23 protein-coding genes are annotated in these 19431 nt (G+C 64.7%); 8 read left to right on the top strand and 15 right to left on the bottom strand.

Going from position 1 to position 19431, the window contains the following annotated elements:
• Window positions 1-28: 28 nt before the first annotated feature.
• The 6 genes from IEX41_RS04600 to IEX41_RS04575 form a co-directional block, all read right to left on the bottom strand.
• Window positions 29-1048: an amino acid ABC transporter substrate-binding protein gene (locus IEX41_RS04600; protein WP_188789016.1), complete on the bottom strand. Its 1020-nt coding sequence runs from the start codon at window positions 1046-1048 to the stop codon at window positions 29-31.
• Window positions 1049-1251: 203 nt separating this feature from the next.
• On the bottom strand, window positions 1252-1962 hold the full coding sequence (locus IEX41_RS04595; protein ID WP_188789015.1) for an ATP12 family chaperone protein: 711 nt from the start codon (window positions 1960-1962) through the stop codon (window positions 1252-1254).
• A complete protein-coding gene (locus tag IEX41_RS04590; protein ID WP_188789014.1) occupies window positions 1959-2636 on the bottom strand; it encodes an HAD-IA family hydrolase in 678 nt (225 codons plus the stop codon). The genes IEX41_RS04595 and IEX41_RS04590 overlap by 4 nt, the downstream gene beginning before the upstream one ends.
• Complete coding sequence (locus tag IEX41_RS04585) at window positions 2633-3691, bottom strand: RluA family pseudouridine synthase (RefSeq protein ID WP_188789013.1); 1059 nt, start codon at window positions 3689-3691, stop codon at window positions 2633-2635. Before IEX41_RS04585 ends, IEX41_RS04590 begins: the two co-directional genes overlap by 4 nt.
• Complete coding sequence (gene crcB / locus IEX41_RS04580) at window positions 3688-4065, bottom strand: fluoride efflux transporter CrcB (RefSeq protein ID WP_188789012.1); 378 nt, start codon at window positions 4063-4065, stop codon at window positions 3688-3690. The genes IEX41_RS04585 and crcB overlap by 4 nt, the downstream gene beginning before the upstream one ends.
• Before the next feature lie 241 nt (window positions 4066-4306).
• Window positions 4307-5692, bottom strand: coding sequence for a trypsin-like peptidase domain-containing protein (locus IEX41_RS04575; RefSeq protein WP_188789011.1), 1386 nt, complete (start codon window positions 5690-5692; stop codon window positions 4307-4309).
• Window positions 5693-5866: 174 nt separating this feature from the next.
• On the opposite strand from IEX41_RS04575, the gene IEX41_RS04570 reads away from it, so the two are divergent.
• On the top strand, window positions 5867-6322 hold the full coding sequence (locus IEX41_RS04570; protein ID WP_188789010.1) for a host attachment family protein: 456 nt from the start codon (window positions 5867-5869) through the stop codon (window positions 6320-6322).
• A gap of 338 nt (window positions 6323-6660) precedes the next feature.
• Here IEX41_RS04570 and rplQ read toward each other — a convergent pair whose 3' ends face one another.
• The 4 genes from rplQ to rpsM all read right to left on the bottom strand — a co-directional run bounded on the left by rplQ (window position 6661) and on the right by rpsM (window position 9187).
• Window positions 6661-7080, bottom strand: a complete 420-nt coding sequence (gene rplQ, locus IEX41_RS04565; protein ID WP_188789009.1) for a 50S ribosomal protein L17 — start codon at window positions 7078-7080, stop codon at window positions 6661-6663.
• A gap of 198 nt (window positions 7081-7278) precedes the next feature.
• Window positions 7279-8295, bottom strand: a complete 1017-nt coding sequence (locus tag IEX41_RS04560; protein WP_188789008.1) for a DNA-directed RNA polymerase subunit alpha — start codon at window positions 8293-8295, stop codon at window positions 7279-7281.
• Between the two features lie 115 nt (window positions 8296-8410).
• The gene (gene rpsK, locus IEX41_RS04555; protein WP_188789007.1) at window positions 8411-8803 is read right to left on the bottom strand and encodes a 30S ribosomal protein S11; all 393 of its coding nucleotides are present in this window, start codon (window positions 8801-8803) and stop codon (window positions 8411-8413) included.
• Between the two features lie 15 nt (window positions 8804-8818).
• Window positions 8819-9187 (bottom strand): 30S ribosomal protein S13, encoded by a 369-nt coding sequence (gene rpsM / locus IEX41_RS04550; protein WP_188789006.1) that lies wholly within the window; start codon window positions 9185-9187, stop codon window positions 8819-8821.
• 294 nt (window positions 9188-9481) lie between these two features.
• On the opposite strand from rpsM, the gene IEX41_RS04545 reads away from it, so the two are divergent.
• Window positions 9482-9874 carry a BLUF domain-containing protein gene (locus tag IEX41_RS04545; RefSeq protein ID WP_188789005.1) on the top strand — a complete coding sequence of 131 codons (393 nt, stop codon included), beginning with the start codon at window positions 9482-9484 and terminating at the stop codon, window positions 9872-9874.
• Between the two features lie 78 nt (window positions 9875-9952).
• Here IEX41_RS04545 and IEX41_RS04540 read toward each other — a convergent pair whose 3' ends face one another.
• From IEX41_RS04540 to IEX41_RS04525, 4 genes are all read right to left on the bottom strand, one after another.
• A complete protein-coding gene (locus IEX41_RS04540) occupies window positions 9953-10531 on the bottom strand; it encodes an adenylate kinase (RefSeq protein ID WP_188789004.1) in 579 nt (192 codons plus the stop codon).
• Window positions 10528-11895: a preprotein translocase subunit SecY gene (secY, locus tag IEX41_RS04535; RefSeq protein WP_188789003.1), complete on the bottom strand. Its 1368-nt coding sequence runs from the start codon at window positions 11893-11895 to the stop codon at window positions 10528-10530. The genes IEX41_RS04540 and secY overlap by 4 nt, the downstream gene beginning before the upstream one ends.
• Before the next feature lie 128 nt (window positions 11896-12023).
• Entirely contained in the window at window positions 12024-12488 is a 465-nt protein-coding gene (rplO, locus tag IEX41_RS04530) for a 50S ribosomal protein L15 (protein WP_188789002.1), read from the bottom strand.
• A gap of 352 nt (window positions 12489-12840) precedes the next feature.
• Entirely contained in the window at window positions 12841-13086 is a 246-nt protein-coding gene (locus IEX41_RS04525) for an accessory factor UbiK family protein (RefSeq protein WP_188789001.1), read from the bottom strand.
• 120 nt (window positions 13087-13206) lie between these two features.
• On the opposite strand from IEX41_RS04525, the gene lgt reads away from it, so the two are divergent.
• From lgt to IEX41_RS04500, 5 genes are all read left to right on the top strand, one after another.
• Entirely contained in the window at window positions 13207-14112 is a 906-nt protein-coding gene (lgt, locus tag IEX41_RS04520; protein WP_188789000.1) for a prolipoprotein diacylglyceryl transferase, read from the top strand.
• A 31-nt stretch (window positions 14113-14143) separates the two neighbouring features.
• A complete protein-coding gene (locus IEX41_RS04515) occupies window positions 14144-15205 on the top strand; it encodes a class I SAM-dependent methyltransferase (protein WP_188789253.1) in 1062 nt (353 codons plus the stop codon).
• Window positions 15202-15957, top strand: a complete 756-nt coding sequence (pgeF, locus tag IEX41_RS04510; RefSeq protein WP_188788999.1) for a peptidoglycan editing factor PgeF — start codon at window positions 15202-15204, stop codon at window positions 15955-15957. The genes IEX41_RS04515 and pgeF overlap by 4 nt, the downstream gene beginning before the upstream one ends.
• Before the next feature lie 162 nt (window positions 15958-16119).
• Window positions 16120-16263: a hypothetical protein gene (locus IEX41_RS04505; protein ID WP_188788998.1), complete on the top strand. Its 144-nt coding sequence runs from the start codon at window positions 16120-16122 to the stop codon at window positions 16261-16263.
• A 483-nt stretch (window positions 16264-16746) separates the two neighbouring features.
• A complete protein-coding gene (locus IEX41_RS04500) occupies window positions 16747-17427 on the top strand; it encodes a Hint domain-containing protein (protein WP_188788997.1) in 681 nt (226 codons plus the stop codon).
• Window positions 17428-17530: 103 nt separating this feature from the next.
• On the opposite strand, the gene IEX41_RS04495 is transcribed toward IEX41_RS04500, so the two are convergent.
• Window positions 17531-18031 carry an Lrp/AsnC family transcriptional regulator gene (locus IEX41_RS04495; RefSeq protein ID WP_188788996.1) on the bottom strand — a complete coding sequence of 167 codons (501 nt, stop codon included), beginning with the start codon at window positions 18029-18031 and terminating at the stop codon, window positions 17531-17533.
• A gap of 194 nt (window positions 18032-18225) precedes the next feature.
• Between IEX41_RS04495 and trxB the strand changes: the two genes are divergently transcribed.
• A complete protein-coding gene (gene trxB, locus IEX41_RS04490; RefSeq protein WP_188788995.1) occupies window positions 18226-19230 on the top strand; it encodes a thioredoxin-disulfide reductase in 1005 nt (334 codons plus the stop codon).
• Window positions 19231-19431: the final 201 nt, after the last annotated feature.

Below are 19431 nucleotides of genomic sequence, written 5' to 3'. Positions count from 1 at the left end.
TCCTTCGCGCCCCATCCTGTTGTTCCGATCAGCGGAAGGGCGGGCTGTAGAGCAGGCCGCCTTCGGTCCACTGCGCGTTCAGGCCGCGCGACAGGCCGATGGGGGTGTTCTCGCCGATGGTCTTCTCGAAAATCTCGCCGTAGTTGCCGTTTGCCATGATGGCGTTCTTGGCCCAGTCGTTCTCGAGGCCGATCATCGCGCCAAGTTCACCTTCAGTGCCCAGCAGGCGATTGATCTCGGGGTTGTCGCCTGCGGACGCCGACAGTTCCTCGATGTTGGCCGAGGTCACGCCGTATTCTTCAGCCGCGATCAGCGCGTTGAGGGTCCAGCGCACGATGTCGCCCCATTCGCTGTCGCCGTGGCGGACAAGTGGGCCGAGCGGCTCTTTCGAGATGATCTCGGGCAGGATGACGTGATCGCCCGGGGTCTCGAAGGACGCGCGTGTTGCGGCAAGGCCGGACGCGTCGGTGGTGTAGACGTCACAGGCGTTTGCAAGGTACTGCTGCTGCGCCTCTGCGTTGGTTTCGATCGGCACCGGCTCGTAGTTGATGTTGTTGACGCGGAAGAAGTCCGCGAGGTTGAGCTCGGTGGTGGTGCCGGTCTGAATGCAGACGGTGGCGCCGTCGAGCTCCTTGGCCGACGAAACGCCGAGGGACTTCGGGATCATGAAGCCCTGGCCATCGTAGTAGTTCACGCCGATGAATTCGAACTTCAGATCGTTGTCACGGCTGAAGGTCCAGGTGGTGTTGCGCGCGAGCACGTCGATTTCACCCGAGGCCAGAGCGGTAAAGCGGGTCTGCCCGGTGGTGGGGGTGAAGTCGACGGCCATCGGGTCGCCCAGCACGGCTGCGGCAACCGCACGGCAGACGGCGACGTCAAAGCCCTGCCAGACGCCGTTGGCGTCGGGGGCCGAGAAGCCGGTCAGGCCGGTGGAAACGCCACAGTTGAGCGTGCCACGCGCCTTGACGTCGTCAAGCGTCGCGGCGGACGCGGCACCAGCCGCAAGGCCCGCGACCGTAAGAGCGCCAAGGATTACGGTGTTCTTCATATTAACCTCTTCCTGTTGTCCGGTCCCGAGTGGGCCGGTTCCGTGGCCCCCGCGTGGGGCCCTTAACCTGGGATGGGTATTTCCCTCCTCCGGTGACGGAAGTGTGGTCGAATTCCTTTTGGCAGGTCAAGCCATCGTGCCTGTAAAAACGCCATATGGCGATGACAAAACAGGCAGCTGACGCAAGGGCGCGTGCGTATTGATCACTCAGTCAATGAATGGAAGAACCGATGGGCGTCCAGGAAGGCAAGCCGTTTGTGCGCGGCCATCTCGGCGGCTTCCTCGTCGACTCCCCAAAGCTCGGCCTGCCAGTCCTCGTCAAGCCGCGACAGAGCCCAGAGCGCCTCGGGATCATGGGTCCTTTCGCTGGCCGCGAGCCCCAGAACCAGCGATCCGGTCAGCGCCACGAGGTCGTGGAAGGCCGCCAGCTCGAACGGATCCATGGCAAAGGCCGGAGCGGCGAGCGCACTTAGCGCGGCCTCGTCCTGGGGGGCATGCATGATGCCGGTGCGCGGCAGCAGGCGGCCACCATGGGCGGCTGCCGCCCAGTCAAGCATCGGATCCCAGCGCTCGGCTTGCCGGGCGGCAAGCTCGTCGGGGGTCTCGGCACGGTAGCACAGCAGGTCGCTATCACCGTACTCTGCCAGCATCGCGGCCACGGCCTCGCGCTGGGGGGCGACCTTCTCGATGGCGCTGTTGGCGGTGCGCGTGAAGGGCATGGTGGTGGGGTCGACCTTCTCGGCCTGCGCGTCCCACTCGGTGGCGATGATCTCGGCCAGCGCGCGGGCAGGCACCACGAGAGGCGACTTGCCGGGGGTCATCACGCGGCGACCATCGAGCGCGACGCCAAAGCCGCCCTCGGCCTCGATCACGGTCACGTCCTTGTAAAAGCGTTTCGGGGCCCATTCGCTCATGCGGGTGTCTCCGTCTCTGTCAGCAGCGCGGGAAGGTCTCGGATGTCGTCGATGACGCGGGCCGCTGCGCCAAGGCGGCTGCGGTCATGGTAGCCCCAGCTGACGCCGATGCCGGAAATGCCGGCAGCGGCGGCCATGTCCATGTCGAAGCTGGTGTCGCCCACCATCACCGCGCGGGCGGCGGGCACGCCGGTGTCCGACAGCGCCGCCAGCAGCATCGCCGGGTGGGGCTTTGACGGGTGATCGTCGGCGCAGTGCTGGCTGACGAAAAGGTGGCGCAGGCCGTGCCCGTCGAGAAGCTTGTCGAGGCCACGCCGCGACTTGCCGGTCGCGATCCCTAGCAGCAGCTCGGGGACGGCGTGCAGCTCTTCCAGAACCTCGCGGACATGCGGATAAAGCGGCGAGCTCTGCGCGGTGCCCTTGGTCTGGCGCAGGGTCATGTAGGCGGCCTTGTAGGCCTCGACCATCCGATCATGGGTGGCCTCGTCCTCGCCCGGGGCAAGCACTGCCATGGCTCGGGGCAGGGACAGCCCGACAATGGCAAGGATCTGCGCGCGCGGCGGCACGGGCAGACGGACCGCCCCGAAGGCGGCGGTCATCGAGGCGGCGATGTCGCCCTGACTGTCGACGAGCGTGCCGTCGACATCAAAGATGACAAGGCGCAGGTCGGTCATCTGAGGCTTTCGAACGGGTCGTCGTCCGCAAGGTCCTCGGTCCAGCCGAAGGTGTCCCAGGTGTTTGCCATGTGCTCGGGCAGCGGAGCCTTGATGGTGACGATCTTGCGGGTCTTGGGGTGCTGGAAGGTCATGGACCGCGCATGCAGGTGCAGCTTCTTCGAGATGATGCCGCCCAGCTGAGCGCCCCAGCCATCGCCGAGGTTCTCCTGCCCCGAACCGCCGTACTTGCCGTCACCCACGATGGGGTGCCCGATCTCGGCCATGTGGGCGCGAAGCTGGTGGGTCCGGCCGGTGATCGGCTCAAGCGCCACCCAGGTGGCACGGCCTGCAACCCGGTAGAGCGCGGAATACAGCGTGTGGGCGCGTTTCGCACCGGGGGTCTTGTCGATCTCGCGCGGGTGCACGCAGATCATCTTCTCGCCCTCGCCAGACCCGCCATGGCCCGGTGCCTTCACAAGGCCGTAGCGCACTTCGCCAAGGTAGGGGGTGGGCACGCCCGCGACGACCGCCCAGTAGATCTTGCGTGTTTCCTTGTGGCGGATCGCGGCCGTCAGACCTTGCGCCGCCTCGCGGGTGCGCGCCAGAAGCAGGACGCCCGAGGTGTCTTTGTCGAGCCGGTGCACGAGGCGCGGCTTTTCATCCATGCCAAAGCGCAGCGCCTCAGACAGCTGGTCCACGTGGCGCGTGGTCTTGGACCCGCCCTGCACCGCAAGCCCGGCGGGCTTGTTGATGGCGATGATGTGGTCGTCCTTCCACAGGACAGCGGCCTGGATCATCGCCGCGTCTTCCTCGGACACGCGGGAGCGGGCCGGAGAGGCAGCCTGCTTGGCGGCCATTTCCTCGGGCTCGGGCAGGGGCGGGACGCGCACCTGCTGGCCAACCTCGAGGCGGGTCGAGGCCTTGGCGCGGGCGCCATCGACGCGCAGCTCTCCCTTGCGGCACATCTTCTCGATGCGGCCCTGCGGCAGGTGCGGGAAATGACGTTTCAGCCAGCGGTCGAGGCGCTGGTCGCCATCTCCGGGGCCTACGGTGACGGTCTGGACGCGGCTCATGCGAAAAAGCTCCGGGCTAGGGCGAGGCCAAGGAAAAGGGCGAGGATCGAGGCGACAACGGACACCGCGGCATAGCCGGCGGCAAGGGCGATGTCGCCACGCTCGTAAAGGGTCGCCACGTCAAGCGAGAAGCTCGAGAAGGTGGTGAACCCGCCAAGGAAGCCTACTGCCAGCAGCGGATGCAGCCGCGTGGCCGACAGGCTTCCCAGCACGGTGATCAGAAGCCCCATGGCGAAGGATCCAAGGATGTTTACCGTGAGCGTACCCCACGGGAATCCCCGCCCGAGCAATGCCGTCACGGCAACGCCGGTCAGATAGCGCGAGGAGGCGCCCAATGCGCCCCCGAGGGCGACCTGTAGCAGGGTCTGGATCATCCACGGGGAATGTCGCGGGCAGGGCGGCTTGTCAAGCGGGGAGGGGGCTCAGCCCCCCCTTGGCTTCGCCAATTCCCCCCGGGGTATTTGGAAAGAGAAGAAGGCGGGCTGACACCTGCAGGTTTCCTCTTGTCTTTAATACCCCAGCTGGAGGCAGGCCGCGCATCGAAGTCCGGTGCAGAGCTGTGGCAGGAGCGGTGCCCTGGCCACCCGTCACCGGTCACGGTGGCGATCCCGGTCTTCATCCCCGGAACCGCAGCCTGAGACGCGATCCCCCTCGCAGCACGGTCATCCCGACCCGGGGCCGAGCAGCGTCGAGAAGCGGAGCCACCTCGTCCGGGCTCTCTACCGCCGCGCCGCCGATGGTCTCGAGCACGTCGCCGGGGCGCAGTCCGGCGCGGGCGGCCAGGGGGCCGGGGTCAGTGATGACGACGCCGCCCTGGGACAGGGGTAGGCCCAGCTCGGTTGCCACCGCCGGGTTGACGTTCGACACCGCAAGTCCCGGCAGGACAGATCTGCGGCCCAGCGTTACCGCGTCACGGGCGGGCTCTTCGGGGGGCGCGATCATTCCGACCTGCGCGCTGCGCTCGTTTCCATCGCGCAGGTAGACAATCTCGGCATCGTGGCCGAGCCCGCGCACCGACATACGGAAGAGCATTTCGGGAGGGGTGTTCACCGGCTGGCCATCCACCGACAGGATGACGTCGCCAACCTCGATGCCCGCGTCTGCGAAAGGGCTCTGCGGATGAAGGTCGGCCACCAGCACTCCCGAAGGCAGCCCGAGGCCAAGGCCTTCGGAGAGGTCGGCATTGACCACCTGGCCCGTCATCCCTGCCCATGGCCGGGCAAAGCTGTGCTTGCCGGCGCGGGCCTGGTCCACGAACTGCGCCACCAGAGCCGAGGGGATGGCAAAGCCGATCCCGTTGGATCCGCCCGAGCGGGTGAGGATCGAGGTGTTCACCCCGATCAGCGCGCCGTTGACATCGATGAGGGCGCCGCCCGAATTGCCGGGATTGATCGGCGCATCCGTCTGTATGAAGTAGCCGCGCGCATTGCCGGTGGCCGTGCCGGAGCGTGCCAGCCCCGAGACGATCCCGGACGACACCGTCTGGCCCACGCCGAAGGGATTGCCGATGGCCAGCACAAGCTCGCCGACCTCGACGGTGTCGCTGTCGCGCAGAGACAGGCTGGGCATGTCATCGGCATCGTCGAGCTTGAGGATGGCAAGGTCTGATTCCTCGTCGCCCAGAAGCACCTCGGCATCATATTCCGCGCCGTTGTTGAGCACGACGCGGATATCCGTGGCCTGGCCCACCACGTGGTAGTTCGACACCACGATGCCGTCTTCGGACAGGATCACACCCGAACCGAGCGAATTCTGCACCTGCGGCCGTCCGCGGAAATCACGGAAGAGATTGCCGAAGAGGGGATCATCCTGAAACGGGCTGCGGCTTTCGACAACACGGCTGGCGTAGATGTTCACCACGGCGGGGGTGGCCTGCTTGACCAGCGGCACGAAGCTGAGAGAGATCTCGGCGGGGCTTTTGGGAACGCGTGTCTGCGCGAGGGCAGGGGATGCGGTCAGTGGAAGGGCGACGATCAGGGCGATAAGGGACTGACGGAGCATGGTTGGTCTTGGCCTCCTGTATGATCGGGGTATGCCCGCTGGACCGGCCCGTTTCAAGCGCGCCAGCCAGACGCGGGGTGCATTGGTCCGAGTGCCGTCCGCGCCGGGTGGCAGGGAACGCTTGGGCGGGTTTGCGCGTTATTTGAGCAACGCATAAACGAAGGAGATACCGCCATGACCGAGCTGAAACAGGACACCTGGGTGGTCGTCACCGACAGCGAGAAGGCTCTCTTCCTGCGCAATCTGACCGACCACGAGAACCCCAACCTCGAGGTGGTCGACGAGGAGCAGCAGGAGAACCCGTCCGATCGCGAACAGGGCGCCAACCGTCCGGGCCGCATGCATGATGGTGGCGTGGGTCACCGCTCGGCCGTGGCCGACACCGATTGGCACGAGCTGCAAAAGGAACGCTTTGCGGCTGACCTTGCTGAAAAGCTCTATGAGGAAGCCCACAAGGGCGCATTCAAGGAATTGGTGCTGGTTGCCTCGCCCAAAGTGCTGGGAGATCTTCGTGCCGAGCTGCACAAGGAAGTGTCCGACAAGATCGTGGCCGAGGTGCCGAAGACCCTTACCAATCACCCTGTCAACAAGATCGAAGAACTGGTGAAGCGCGAGCTTGAAGGCGCCTGAAGGATACTGCGGCCGTCGACATGGGCGTTCTCGGAGAAGCTAGCTGCCACAGGGTCGCTTTTGGGCAGTTTGGTGCAAAGGGCTGCGCGGGAGCGTGCGACTCGCAGCCCTGAACACTATGTCCACGACGCCCGAAGAAGGAGGCCAGTCTCCATTGCGTATGCTACGCTTCGGGATGACGCAGGTTGGTGCGGCGCCGAGATGCTCAAGGGCACCGGAGGCAGAGGAGCTTACTCCCGACTTGTCGGAGTAGCTGCGCCATCAAACCTTCAGAAAACGAAAAAGGCGCCGCGGGGAAACGCGCGGCGCCTTCTTCTTTGGCTCTGGTGCGGCGAGGATCAGTCCTCGGCGGCTTCCAGGGCTTCGAGACGGGCCTTGTCGGCAGCACCCTTGGCGGACACGTCGCGGTCGACGAGCTCGATGATCGCCATCGGAGCCATGTCACCGTAGCGGAAGCCGGCTTTCAGAACGCGGCAGTAGCCGCCCGAACGCTCGGCGTAGCGTGGGCCGAGGATGTCGAACAGCTTGGCGACGTCCTTGTCTTCCTTCAGCTGGGCTGCGGCCTGACGACGGGCGTGCACGTCGCCGCGCTTGCCGAGGGTGATCAGCTTGTCGATGACGCGCTTGAGTTCTTTTGCCTTGGGCAGGGTAGTCTTGATCTGCTCGTGTTCGATGAGCGAGCCGGCCATGTTCGCCCAAAGCGCCTTGCGGTGCTCGTGGGTGCGGTTCAGGCGGCGGTAACCTTTTGCGTGACGCATTGTCGTATCTCCTAGGTGCCCTCTACGGGCGGTTTTGCTTTGTCTGGCCGGCGATGCGTGTCACCGACTCTCCTTGGGGCGAATGCCCGGTTCGCGGGGCTTTAGACCCTGCAGCCTCCGGGCGCAATGCCCTTTGGCGCCTCCGGGCGCAGTGCCCTTTGGCAAGAGGGGCGAGGCCTTGGCCCCGCCCCCTCAAGATCAGAACTGATCTTCGAGTTTCTTGGCGAGATCCTCGATGTTGTCCGGCGGCCAGTCCTCGACATCCATGCCGAGGTGCAGACCCATGGAGGACAGCACTTCCTTGATCTCGTTCAGCGACTTGCGGCCGAAGTTCGGGGTGCGGAGCATCTCGGCTTCGGTCTTCTGGATCAGGTCGCCGATGTAGACGATGTTGTCGTTCTTCAGGCAGTTCGCAGACCGCACGGAGAGTTCCAGCTCGTCCACCTTCTTGAGGAGGAGCGGGTTGAACTCAAGGCCGTCATCGTCGTCCTGACGCGAGGCCGATTCCGGCTCGTCGAAGTTGACGAAGATCGACAGCTGATCCTGAAGGATGCGGGCCGCGTAGGCGATCGCATCGTCCGGGGTCACGGAGCCGTCGGTTTCGACCTTCATCGTCAGCTTGTCGTAATCGAGAACCTGGCCCTCACGGGTCGGCTGCACCTCGTACGAGACCTTCTTGACCGGCGAATAGATCGCGTCGATCGGGATCAGGCCGATGGGTGCATCCTCGGGCTTGTTCTTGTCGGCAGAGACGTAGCCCTTGCCGGTGTTGACGGTCAGCTCGACGTAGAGATCGGCACCATCGTCGAGGTGACAGATGATGTGGTCCTTGTTGAGGACCTCGATGCCGTTGGTTTCCGCGATATCGGCAGCGGTCACCGCACCCGGACCTTTTGCATTGATCGACAGGCGCTTGGGCCCTTCGACTTCCATGCGCAGGGCGACGCCCTTGAGGTTCAGGATGATGTCGGTCACGTCTTCACGAACACCGGCCACGCTCGAGAACTCGTGCAGGACGTTGTCGATCTGGACGCTTGTGATGGCTGCACCTTGCAGGCTCGACAGCAGCACGCGGCGCAGGGCGTTGCCCAGCGTCAGGCCAAAGCCACGCTCGAGCGGCTCTGCCACGACAGTGGCCACGCGCGAGGGGTCTGCGCCGGGGCGAACCTCCAGCTGGGTCGGCTTGATAAGTTCAGCCCAGTTCTTGTGGATCATGCGTCCCTCCATTCCTGTCTATGCCCCATGTCCTAAAGGCAAAGACGCCCGAGGTTGAAATGACGAAGGCAGGGCCCCGCAAATATGCGAGGCCCCGCCCGAAAGTGATTTGCGATCAGACGCGCCGACGCTTCGGCGGGCGGCAGCCGTTGTGTGCGATCGGCGTCACGTCACGGATCGACGTGATGTTGAAGCCGGCAGCAGCCAGGGCGCGCAGAGCCGATTCACGACCCGAACCGGGACCCTGAACTTCGACTTCCAGCGTCTTCACACCGTGTTCCTGGGCTTTCTTGCCCGCGTCCTCGGCGGCCAGCTGGGCAGCGTACGGAGTGGATTTCCGCGAGCCCTTGAAGCCCATGGTGCCGGCGGACGACCAAGAGATCGCGTTGCCCTGCACATCCGAGATCAGGATCTTGGTGTTGTTGAACGACGAGTTAACATGCGCAACGCCTGCTGCGATGTTCTTGGAGACCTTTTTCTTGCCTCCGCGACGGGTATCACGTGCCATTGGTGCGGACCTCCCTTACTTCTTCTTGCCTGCAATGGCCTTTGCGGGGCCTTTGCGGGTGCGAGCGTTGGTGTGGGTCCGCTGACCGCGGACCGGGAGGTTGCGACGGTGACGCAGGCCACGGTAGCAGCCGAGGTCCATCAGGCGCTTGACGTTCATCTGCGTCTCACGGCGCAGGTCGCCTTCAACGGTGAAGTTCGCATCGATGTGCTCGCGAATGGCGAGAACTTCGGCGTCCGACAGCTCGTTTACGCGACGGGTCGCGTCGATGCCGACGGCTTCGCAGATGGCGGCAGCCGAAGTGTGGCCAATACCGGTGATGTAGGTGAGGGCGATGGGCACCCGCTTTGCAGTCGGGATGTTGACGCCGGCAATACGTGCCAAGTCTCTAATTCCTTTCGTTGCGGTTCCGTAGTCCCAGAACCTTTTTTCACAACTTGAGCCCGAAGCGTCGCTGCCACGGGCTGTCCGCTGCTGAGGTGATCTGCCACGCCGACCGATGCCGTCGGGCAAGATTTGATTCTCTGCTAGAGATGGGGGTGGGTATGAGGATTCGCGCAACGGGTCAAGGGCTGTTTTCGGAACCGCGCCTTGCGAGCCGCGTTTGCTTACCATGACGCGCGCCAAAATCATATCGCAGGACAATGCAGCTTCGCCCACGGCGCGCTTCCGGTCGGTATGATCCTTCAACTGCTCTATACAAGCCTGTCTCGGTACGAGCGGGGTCACGAGTCCGACCTCCTGATCCTTCAGTCCGCGATGCAAAGCAATCGCGAGCTGGGGATCACGGGCTATCTTTTACGCGACACCCATTCCTTTTGCCAGGTGATCGAGGGGTTGCCTGAGGTGGTCGAGCCGCTTTTCGCCAGCATCGCCCGGGATCATAGGCATTTCGGCGTGGTGCTGCGCCACCGGGCGCTCCAGCCGACGCGCAATTTCCTTGGCTGGTCCATGGGCTATGCGAGCCTGTCGCCCGAGGACAGCGCCTACTTGTCCACCGCCTTCGCCGACCAGCCACGCGGCATGGTCATGGCCTTCCGCAAGATCTCGCGGCTGGTGGCCAAGCACTGACAGGCAAGGGCGGAAGCCAAGAAAAAAGGCAACCGGATCTCCGGTTGCCTTTGTCTGTGGTCCGCAAGGGGAGGGGCCTCAGCTGTCGAGCTGGTCCGCCAGCGCGGCCTTGACCTCTTCCATGGAGCCCATGCCGTCGATGCGGCTGTAGAGCCCCTTGGCATAGTAGTAACCGATCAGCGGCGAGGTGGTCTTGTAATAGGCCATCAGTCGCGTGCGCAGGGCGTCCTCGGTGTCGTCGGCGCGGGGCGCGTTGCCCGCGGCCACGGCCTCGGCGGCGCGGCCAACGATACGGGCGACAAGCGCCTCGTCATCGACGCGCAGTTCGATCACCTTGTCCAGCTTCTGACCCATCTCCTCGAGCAGCTCGCCGAGGGCGTCCGCCTGGCGCATGGTCCGGGGGAAGCCGTCGAAGATGAAGCCGTTGGTCTTCACCGTCTCGAGCTTTTCGCGGATCAGGCCGATGACGATCTCGTCGGTGACCAGTTCGCCGCGGTCCATGACCTCGGCGACCTTCTTGCCCATTTCAGTGCCGCTGGCCTTCGCCTCGCGCAGCATGTCGCCGGTCGAGAGCTGAACCATGCCGCGCTCTTCCACGAGGAAGCCGGACTGAGTGCCTTTGCCCGCCCCGGGCGGTCCAAGAAGAATGATGTTCATCGCCGTGCAGGCCCTTTCCGCTTCGATTTGGACTTACCCTTGCCGCGAAGCTGCGACTTCTGAATAAGACCTTCGTATTGATGCGCCAGCAGATGGCTCTGGACCTGCTGGATCGTGTCCATTGTCACCGACACAACGATCAGTACCGAGGTGCCGCCGAAGTAGAACGGGATGGCAAACTGCGACCGCAGGATCTCGGGAAGAAGGCAGACGAGCGCGAGGTAGCCTGAGCCGAGCACGAGCACCCGGTTGACCACGTATTCAAGACGCTCGGCGGTCTTCTGACCCGGCCGCACGCCGGGAATGAAGCCGTTCTGCTTCTTGAGGTTGTCCGCCACTTCGTCCGGTTTGAACGACACGTTGAACGTGTAGAAATAGGCGAAGAAGACGATCATCGCGGCGAAGAACAACAGGTAGAGCGGCTGTCCGGGGCCGAAATAGGCGAGGATCGTCGACATGATCGGCCCGCTCGAGCCGTTCTGGCTGAAGGTCGCGATGGTGGTCGGCAGCAGCAGCAGCGAGCTTGCGAAGATCGCCGGGATGACGCCCGCCGGGTTCACCTTGATCGGAAGATGCGAGGATTGCGCCTCTGTCATCTTCATGCCGACCTGGCGGCGCGGGTACTGGATGGTAATCTTGCGCAGGGCGCGTTCCATAAACACCACGAACATGATGACCGCGATCACCATGACGATCACCCCGAGGATCAGCGCAGGCGAGACCGCACCCGAACGACCGCTTGCGAAGAACTGCGCAAGGGCGGCGGGGATCTCGGCGACGATGCCGACGAAGATGATCAGCGAGATGCCGTTGCCGATGCCGCGGGCGGTGATCTGCTCGCCCAGCCACATCAGGAACATGGTGCCGCCCACGAGGGTGATGACCACGGCGGCACGGAAATACCAACCCGGGTCATGGGCAAGATCGCCCGCCTCAAGGCTTACCGCAAGGCCGTAGGCCTGGAACAGCGCCAGAAGCACCGTGCCGTAGCGGGTGTACTGGTTGATCTTCTTGCGGCCGGACTCGCCTTCCTTCTTCAGCTGCTCCAGCGCCGGCACCATGGCCGTGAGGAGCTGCACGATGATCGAGGCTGAGATGTAGGGCATGATGCCCAGGGCGAAGATGCCCATCCGTCCGAGGGCACCGCCGGTGAACATGGAAACCATGCCCCCGATGCCCTGTCCGGCCTGTTCCATGAAGTCACGCAGCGCGCCGCCGTCGATTCCCGGCACCGGAATATAGGTGCCCAGACGGTAGACGATCAGCAGACCGAGGGTGAACAGGATACGATTGCGAAGGTCGGTGGCCTTGCCCAGTGCCGCCCAGCTCGTGTTGGCGGCCATTTGTTCCACAGCGGATGCCATGCGGGTCCTCTCTGAGGCGATAAAGAAACGCCGCCGGAAGCGCTTTCCGGCTCCGGCGGCGTTCATGGAAAACACGGGGGATTGTGTACGCGGCCCGCGGGCCGCTCACAACCCGCTTCTTCGGCCGCTTATTCTGCGGTCGCCGCGACCTTGAGCGCGCCGCCGGCTTTCTCGACCGCCTCGATGGCGGACTTGGAAGCACCGGTGGTCTCGATGGTCAGGGCGGTGGTGACATCACCCTTGGCCAGAACGCGGATACCGTCGAGCTTGCGGCGCACGAGGCCCGAGGACACGAGGGTGTCTTCGTTGATCGAGCCGGCATCGAGCTTGCCCGCGTCGACGAACTTCTGGATCAGGCCCAGGTTGACGACGGCGTAGTCCTTGCGGTTCGGCTTGTTGAAGCCGCGCTTGGGCAGACGCTGGTAGAGCGGCATCTGGCCGCCTTCGTAGCCGTTGATGGCCACGCCCGAACGGGATTTCTGACCCTTGATACCGCGGCCACCCATCTTGCCCTTGCCGGAGCCGGGGCCACGACCGATGCGTTTCTTGGACTGGGTCGCGCCGGGATTGTCGCGCAGTTCGTTGAGTTTCATCTTGCTTCTCCATTGCCGGATGTGGCCCCCGAAGCGATTGGGCCAACCACGGCGTTTCTTGGTGTTCTGAATCAGTGGCGCAAAGCCACCGGGGGCCTATAGCGGCCATGCCCCGTTTAGGCAAGGGCCGAGGGCGCCGCCGCCGGTCCCGGAAACGTATCCTCGCGAGGGCGGCTACTTCGTGCAGTGCGTATTTATCAAAGAGAAGAAGGGCAGGGCCCCACGATTGGCAGGGGCGCCGCGCGCGTCTTCTTCTCTTCCCAAATACGCCCGCCGGAGGCGTCCGGCGCGGCCATCAGGCGCAGGGCCGGGCGCGGTGCGGCAAGGGCCGCGTCCGCGCCGCAAGGGACTGTCAGCCCTGATCCTTTTCGAGCGCATCGAGACGGGCCTTCAGGGCCTCGTTCTCTTCGCGGGCCTTCTGGGCCATGGCGCGGACCGCGTCGAATTCCTCGCGAGTGACGAAGTCGCGGTCGGCGAGCCAGCGGTCGACCATGGAGCTCATGGCGGTCTCGGCCTCCTGCTTTGCGCCCTGGGCGACGCCCATGGCGTTGGTCATCAGTTGCGAGATGTCGTCGAATACCTTGTTGCGCGTCTGCATGGGGAAACTCCTGATGCGGGCCGTCTTGCGGCCGGTGTGCGTGCCTTGTCCCTATATGGTCTGCATGGCCGTCAGGCTCAAGGTTGACTTCCCTGCGAAAGCCGCGTCAACCATGCGCCCATGAAAGCCGCCATTCCCTTTCCGCCCCTCTCGCCCGAGCTGTTCTCGATCTCTCTGGGAGGGTTCGAATTCGCCCTGCGCTGGTATGCGCTCGCCTATATCGCGGGCATTCTCATCGGCTGGCGCATCGCCACCGCCGCGGTAAAGCGCCACACGCTTTGGCGTGACGGTCAGCCGCCCATGAGCGCCGAGCAGGTCGAGCAGTTGATGACGTGGGTGATCCTCGGGGTGATCCTCGGGGGGCGGCTAGGCTTTGTGCTGTTCTACCAGCCGGCCTATTACCTTTCGAACCCGGCCGAGATCCTGATGGTCTGGCACGGTGGCATGTCGTTCCACGGCGGCCTTCTGGGGGTGGTCGTCGCGGTGGTGGCCTTCTGCCTGCGCAGCGGCATCCGCCTCATGCCCACCGCTGACCTTCTGGCCATGGCAGTGCCGCCGGGGCTCCTGCTCGGGCGGTTGGCGAATTTCGTCAACGCCGAGCTCTGGGGGCGGCCCACGGACCTGCCCTGGGGAGTGATTTTCCCCGGTGCCGCGGCGCAGGATTGCGGCCAGCCGCTGGGCGAGATGTGCGCGCGCCATCCCTCGCAGCTTTACGAGGCCGGGCTTGAGGGGCTGCTGCTTGGTGGCCTGCTGCTGGTGCTGGCCTTCGGCATGGGCGCGCTGAAGCGGTCCGGGGTCATCGCAGGGCTGTTCTTTGCGGGCTACGGGCTCGCCCGCTTCGCGGTGGAGTTCGTGCGCCAGCCCGATGCGCAGTTCGTGTCGCCGGGCAACCCGCTGGGCCTCGCGTGGCAGGTTGGCGGCTACGGTCTGACCATGGGGCAGATCCTGTCGCTTCCGATGATCCTGCTGGGGCTGGGCCTTTTGCTTGCGGCGCGCCGCCGCCGCGCGGCCGCTCCGGCGGTCTGATCCGGGAGGCGCCGCCATGACGCATCCGGGCATAACGCCGCTCGAAGCCATCCTGCACCGGCGCATAGCTGCGGAAGGGCCGATGAGCATTGCCGAATACATGGCGATGTGTTTGCTCCATCCCGAACACGGCTATTACACCACCCGCGATCCTCTGGGGCGGGGCGGCGATTTCACCACCGCCCCCGAGATCAGCCAGATGTTCGGTGAGATGCTGGGCCTAGCTCTGGCGCAATGCTGGCTGGACCAAGGGCAGCCCTCTTCCTTTGTTTTGGCCGAACTTGGGGCGGGGCGCGGCACGCTGATGACCGATGCCACCCGCGCCATGGCCTCGGTGCCCGGGCTGCTCGAGGCGGCACAGCTGCATCTGGTCGAGGCGTCCCCGGCACTAAAGACCGCCCAAGCCCAGGCATTGGCCGCGCTTTCGCCGACCTTCCACGACAGTGTCGAGACGCTGCCCGAGGCGCCCTTGTTCCTCGTGGCCAACGAGTTCTTCGACGCCCTGCCGATTCGCCAGTTCCTGCGCAGTGGGGACGGCTGGTCCGAGCGGGTCATCGGCGTGTCGGACGGTGCCCTAGCCTTCGGCCTGACGGACCCCGCGCCCGTGGCGGCGCTGGAGCACCGGTCAGGGGACACCGTCGAAGGCGATCTTGTCGAGACCTGCGCCCCGGCCACCGGCATCATTGCCGAGATCGGGCGGCGCATCGCCGGACATGGCGGTGCCGCGCTTGTCATCGACTACGGCAGCAGCCGCAGCCTCGGCGATACCTTCCAGGCGGTTCGCCGTCACGAAAAGGTGTCCCCGCTCGAGGCTCCGGGAGAGGCGGACCTCACGGCCCACGTGGATTTTGGCGCTCTGGCCGCCGCAGCGCCCTGTGAGGCCACTGATGACGTGCCGCAGGGCGTCTTTCTTGAACGGCTGGGCATCACTGCCCGGGCGCATGCGCTTGCCGCCCGGCTCTCGGGTGGGGCGCTTGACAGCCACGTCGCTGCACATCGCCGGTTGACGCACCCTCAGGAAATGGGTTCGCTGTTCCGGACCCTCGGACTCTTTCCCGCAGGCACCCCGGTGCCGCCCGGACTTGCTGAATGACACTGGAAATCATCACCTCCGATCTTCTCGCGCCGGTTCATCACGGCTTCTTCACCCGCAGGGGCGGCGCGTCGTCCGGCGTGTTCTCCGGGCTCAATTGTGGCAATGGATCGTCGGACCAGTCCGAGATCGTCGCTATCAACCGCGCCCGCGTGGCTGACGCCATGGGCGTCCCGGTGGAACGGCTGGTCAATGTCAGCCAGACCCATTCGGCGCGCGTGGTCACCGTGGACGGCCCGCTTGAAGCCCCGCTGCCCGAAGCGGACGGCATCGTCACCGCCACCCCCGGCCTTGCCATCGCGGTGCTCACCGCCGATTGCCAGCCGGTGTTGTTCTCGGACCCCGAGGCCGGCGTCATCGGTGCCACCCATGCAGGCTGGCGCGGCGCGGTGGATGGCGTGCTTGAGGCGACGATCGAGGCGATGCTGGCGCTGGGGGCCACCCGCGAGGGTATCCGCGCGGTGATCGGACCCACCATCAGCCAGCGCAACTACGAGGTCGGCCCCGAGTTCTTTGACACGTTCCTTGCCGAGGATCAGGAGAACGCCCGCCATTTCGCCGGGGGCGAGGGCGACCGCATGCAGTTCGACCTGCCGGGATTCAGCCTTGCAAAGATGCGGGCCGAGGGAGTCGAAGCAGAGTGGACTCGCCATTGCACGTACTCGGATCCGGGGCGTTTCTTTTCGTACCGCCGGTCCTGTCACGAAAAGGCGGCGGATTACGGTCGGCTGATCTCGGCCATCCGTCTCTGACTTCGGTCGAAACAATCCCGATGTTTTCCAGAAATTGTCTGAGGCGCGACAAGAAGGCGCCCCAATCGGGCAGCATGTTTGGTTCAGGGACGCGGAAAATTCTGCGTCACGAGGCAGATAGACAAACGCAGCCCGACGCAGGGGGACACAGGAGCAGACGCTATGAGCAAGCAGAGCCGTTTCATCAAATCCGTGATCAGCACCGCCAAAATGGCTGAGGTCGAACTGCCCTGGACCCGTGGCCCGCGCCGCGCCGAAGCCATGGCCCGCCGCAATGGCCAGACCGCGCTGCGCAAGAGCGCCTGATCCCAATAATTTTCAAGCATCGCAACTTGATCGAAGGGGCCCGCCGGGCCCCTTCTTGCGTCAGTCTGCCGTGACGACGGGACAGGACATACGCGGGCTGGGACGCGAAACCCCAGAGGCGGCGCCGGGTGGGGCGGAAGATCAAGCGTCACGATTCGCCATGTACCGGCTGAGAATGTGGCGCTTGGCCTCGAGTTTTATGGACAATCGATCAAAAAACCTGTGATTGATCGCGCGCCTTACGTGAAGCTATTTCAATTTTGACAGACTGGCCGGATTGCGGCCAATTCGCGGTCAACGAATACCGCAAATCGTCCTTCTGTCGTTGTTGGTGGGGGCCAGCACGGATGTGACCAACCTGAAAGGGGTTGTCACATGTCGCGTCACTACGAGTCGCAGTCGTCCGTTACCAAAGCGGTTTCCCTTCAGATCGCTCGCGAACCGTCTCTCCGGGCCGGGCGGCCTCAACGCGCATCCTCTCTCATGCGCCGCTACGAGGCCGCCGCTCTGCTGAGCGATCTGTCCATCACAACCACCAGCCGCGTCGCCCCGGCCACGCCTCTGTTTGAAGAGGCAACCACTGCCTTTGCGCGCGGTACGCTCATCCCAACGGTGCGCGGCCCCGTCGCCATCGAGGACCTCATCCCCGGTGATTACGTCGAATCGAACGCGGGCAGCCAGCCGGTGACGTGGATCGGCTCGACCACTTACGTGCCGGGGATCGACGACGATGCCACCACGCTGGCCTCACTCACCCGGATCACCTCGGATGCCTTCGGGCCAAGCCGCCCTCTGGGGGATGTGCTGGTCGGTCCGGCGGCGCGCATGGTGGTGCAGCGGCCCCGGCTCAAGGCGCTGATCGGGCAGGACAGGGTGCTGGTCCCGGTGTCGGATTTCGCCGACGGCGACCGGATCGTGACGGTGACGCCGGTGGGCGCGGTGCAGCTCTATCACCTTATGCTGGGCCATCACGGCACCATCATGGTGGGCGGCATGGCGATGGAAACCTACCATCCGGGCAAGGCACTGTCGCAACTGTCGAACGGTGCGTTGCGGGCGCAGTTCCTGTCGATCTTCCCCAATGTGGACGTGGTTCAGGACTTTGGCGAACTGACGATGACCCGCACCAGCCGGGAAGTGCTCGAATCGCTGTCGGCGGTGTGAGGCGGCGACCCGCCAGGGGCCACCGCGCCTGCCGCGCAGCCCAGGCCTGAAGCTCAGGCAGGCAGCACCAGCGCGATAGTCCTTCGCGAAGACTTGGCGCGGCTCAGGCGCTGCGGCTCAGCCGTTCCTCGAGCACATCGAAGGGCACGCCCGGTTCGTCCTTGGCGCCGCGGATCACCAGCGACGTCTTGACCGATCCCACGTTGGGCGCGGTCAGCAGCTCGCCGGTGAGGAAGCTTTGGAATGTCGACAGGTCCGGCGCCACGCATTTGAGGATGAAATCCACCTCGCCGTTCAGCATGTGACATTCGCGGACCAGCGGCCATGCGCGGCAGCGCTCTTCGAAGGCGCGCAAGTCGGTTTCGGCCTGGCTCTGCAGTCCGACGCTGGCAAAGACCTGCACCTCGAATCCCAGTTCGCGGGGGTCGACCTCGGCGTGGTAGCCGCGTATGAAGCCCTGTTCCTCAAGGGTGCGCACCCGCCGGAGGCAGGGCGGGGCAGAAATCCCCACGCGCTTGGCAAGCTCGACATTGGTCATGCGACCGTCCGCCTGAAGCTCGGCCAGGATCTTTCTGTCGATCGGGTCAAGCCGGTGTCCGGGCATCTGGAGTCCTTTCGCTGAATTCGCGATTGTTATATCACCAGCCGCGGTCGGCGCAATAAAGTTTCATATCTGTGTAAGATTGTTGTGCGATGCTGCATTTCCCCTGTGCAACCGGTGGTGGGGTTTGCGTCGGACCTTCCCGCGTTTATATGCAGCCCCAACGCGCCACGATTCACATGAGCAGGGGCTTTCCCATGTCCGATACCCGTCACACCAAGGTTCTCATCATCGGCTCCGGCCCTGCGGGCTACACCGCCGGTGTCTACGCCAGCCGCGCCATGCTGGAGCCGATCCTCGTGCAGGGACTCGAGCCGGGCGGCCAGCTGACCACCACCACCGAGGTCGAGAACTGGCCCGGCCACACCGAGGTGCAGGGCCCTGACCTCATGGTCTCCATGGAAGAGCATGCCCGTGCCATGGGCACCGAGATCATTGGTGACATCATCTCCAAGCTGGATCTCGACGTGCGGCCCTTCGTGGCGCATGGCGACAGCGGCACCACCTACACCGCCGATGCGGTGATCCTTGCCACCGGCGCGCGCGCCAAGTGGATCGGGCTCGACAGCGAAGAGGCCTACAAGGGCTTTGGTGTATCGGCCTGCGCCACCTGTGACGGCTTCTTCTACCGCGGGCAGGAGATCGTGGTCATCGGTGGCGGCAACACTGCCGTCGAAGAAGCGCTGTTCCTGACCAACTTCGCCTCCAAGGTTACCCTGATCCACCGTCGCGACGAACTGCGCGCCGAAAAGATCCTTCAGGACCGCCTTGCCAAGAACCCCAAGATCGAGCCGCTGTGGTTCCATGCGCTCGAGGAAGTGGTGGGCGAGGATACCCCGAAGGGCGTCACCGGCGTGAAGGTGAAGAACGTCAAGACCGGAGAGGTTTCCGAGATCCCCTGCAAGGGCGTCTTCGTCGCCATTGGCCACGCGCCCGCGAATGAGCTGGTCAAGGACGTGCTCGAGACCCACATGGGCGGCTACGTCAAGACGCGGCCCGACAGCACCGCCACCTCGATCCCCGGTGTGTTCGCCGCCGGTGACCTGACGGACCACAAGTACCGACAGGCGGTGACCTCGGCGGGCATGGGCTGCATGGCCGCGCTCGAGGCCGAGCGCTGGCTGGCCGAGCAGGACCTGGATGGGGGCAAGGACGAAGCTCTGCCGCTGGGCTATGGCGCCCCGGTCGACGCCAGCCACTGAGCCTGTCAGCACCAACGACGACACGAGCCGCTCCTGCGCCCGCCGCAGGAGCGGTTTTCGTTGGCGCGATGCGCACAGCCGAGACCCGGTCGGCGGATCCTTGCACGCATCGCCTGAAAAATGATCTCCTGATGAAATCAGGGGTTCCGCGAAACGGCGAACCATGCGATGCGTTCACGCGTGAACAGACTTTGAGTCGCT

Origin of the sequence: Salipiger pallidus, from assembly GCF_014643635.1 — a bacterium.
Lineage (GTDB): Bacteria > Pseudomonadota > Alphaproteobacteria > Rhodobacterales > Rhodobacteraceae > Salipiger > Salipiger pallidus.
Note: the sequence above shows the minus strand (reverse complement) of the source record. Positions and strands in the feature narration are given on the sequence as shown.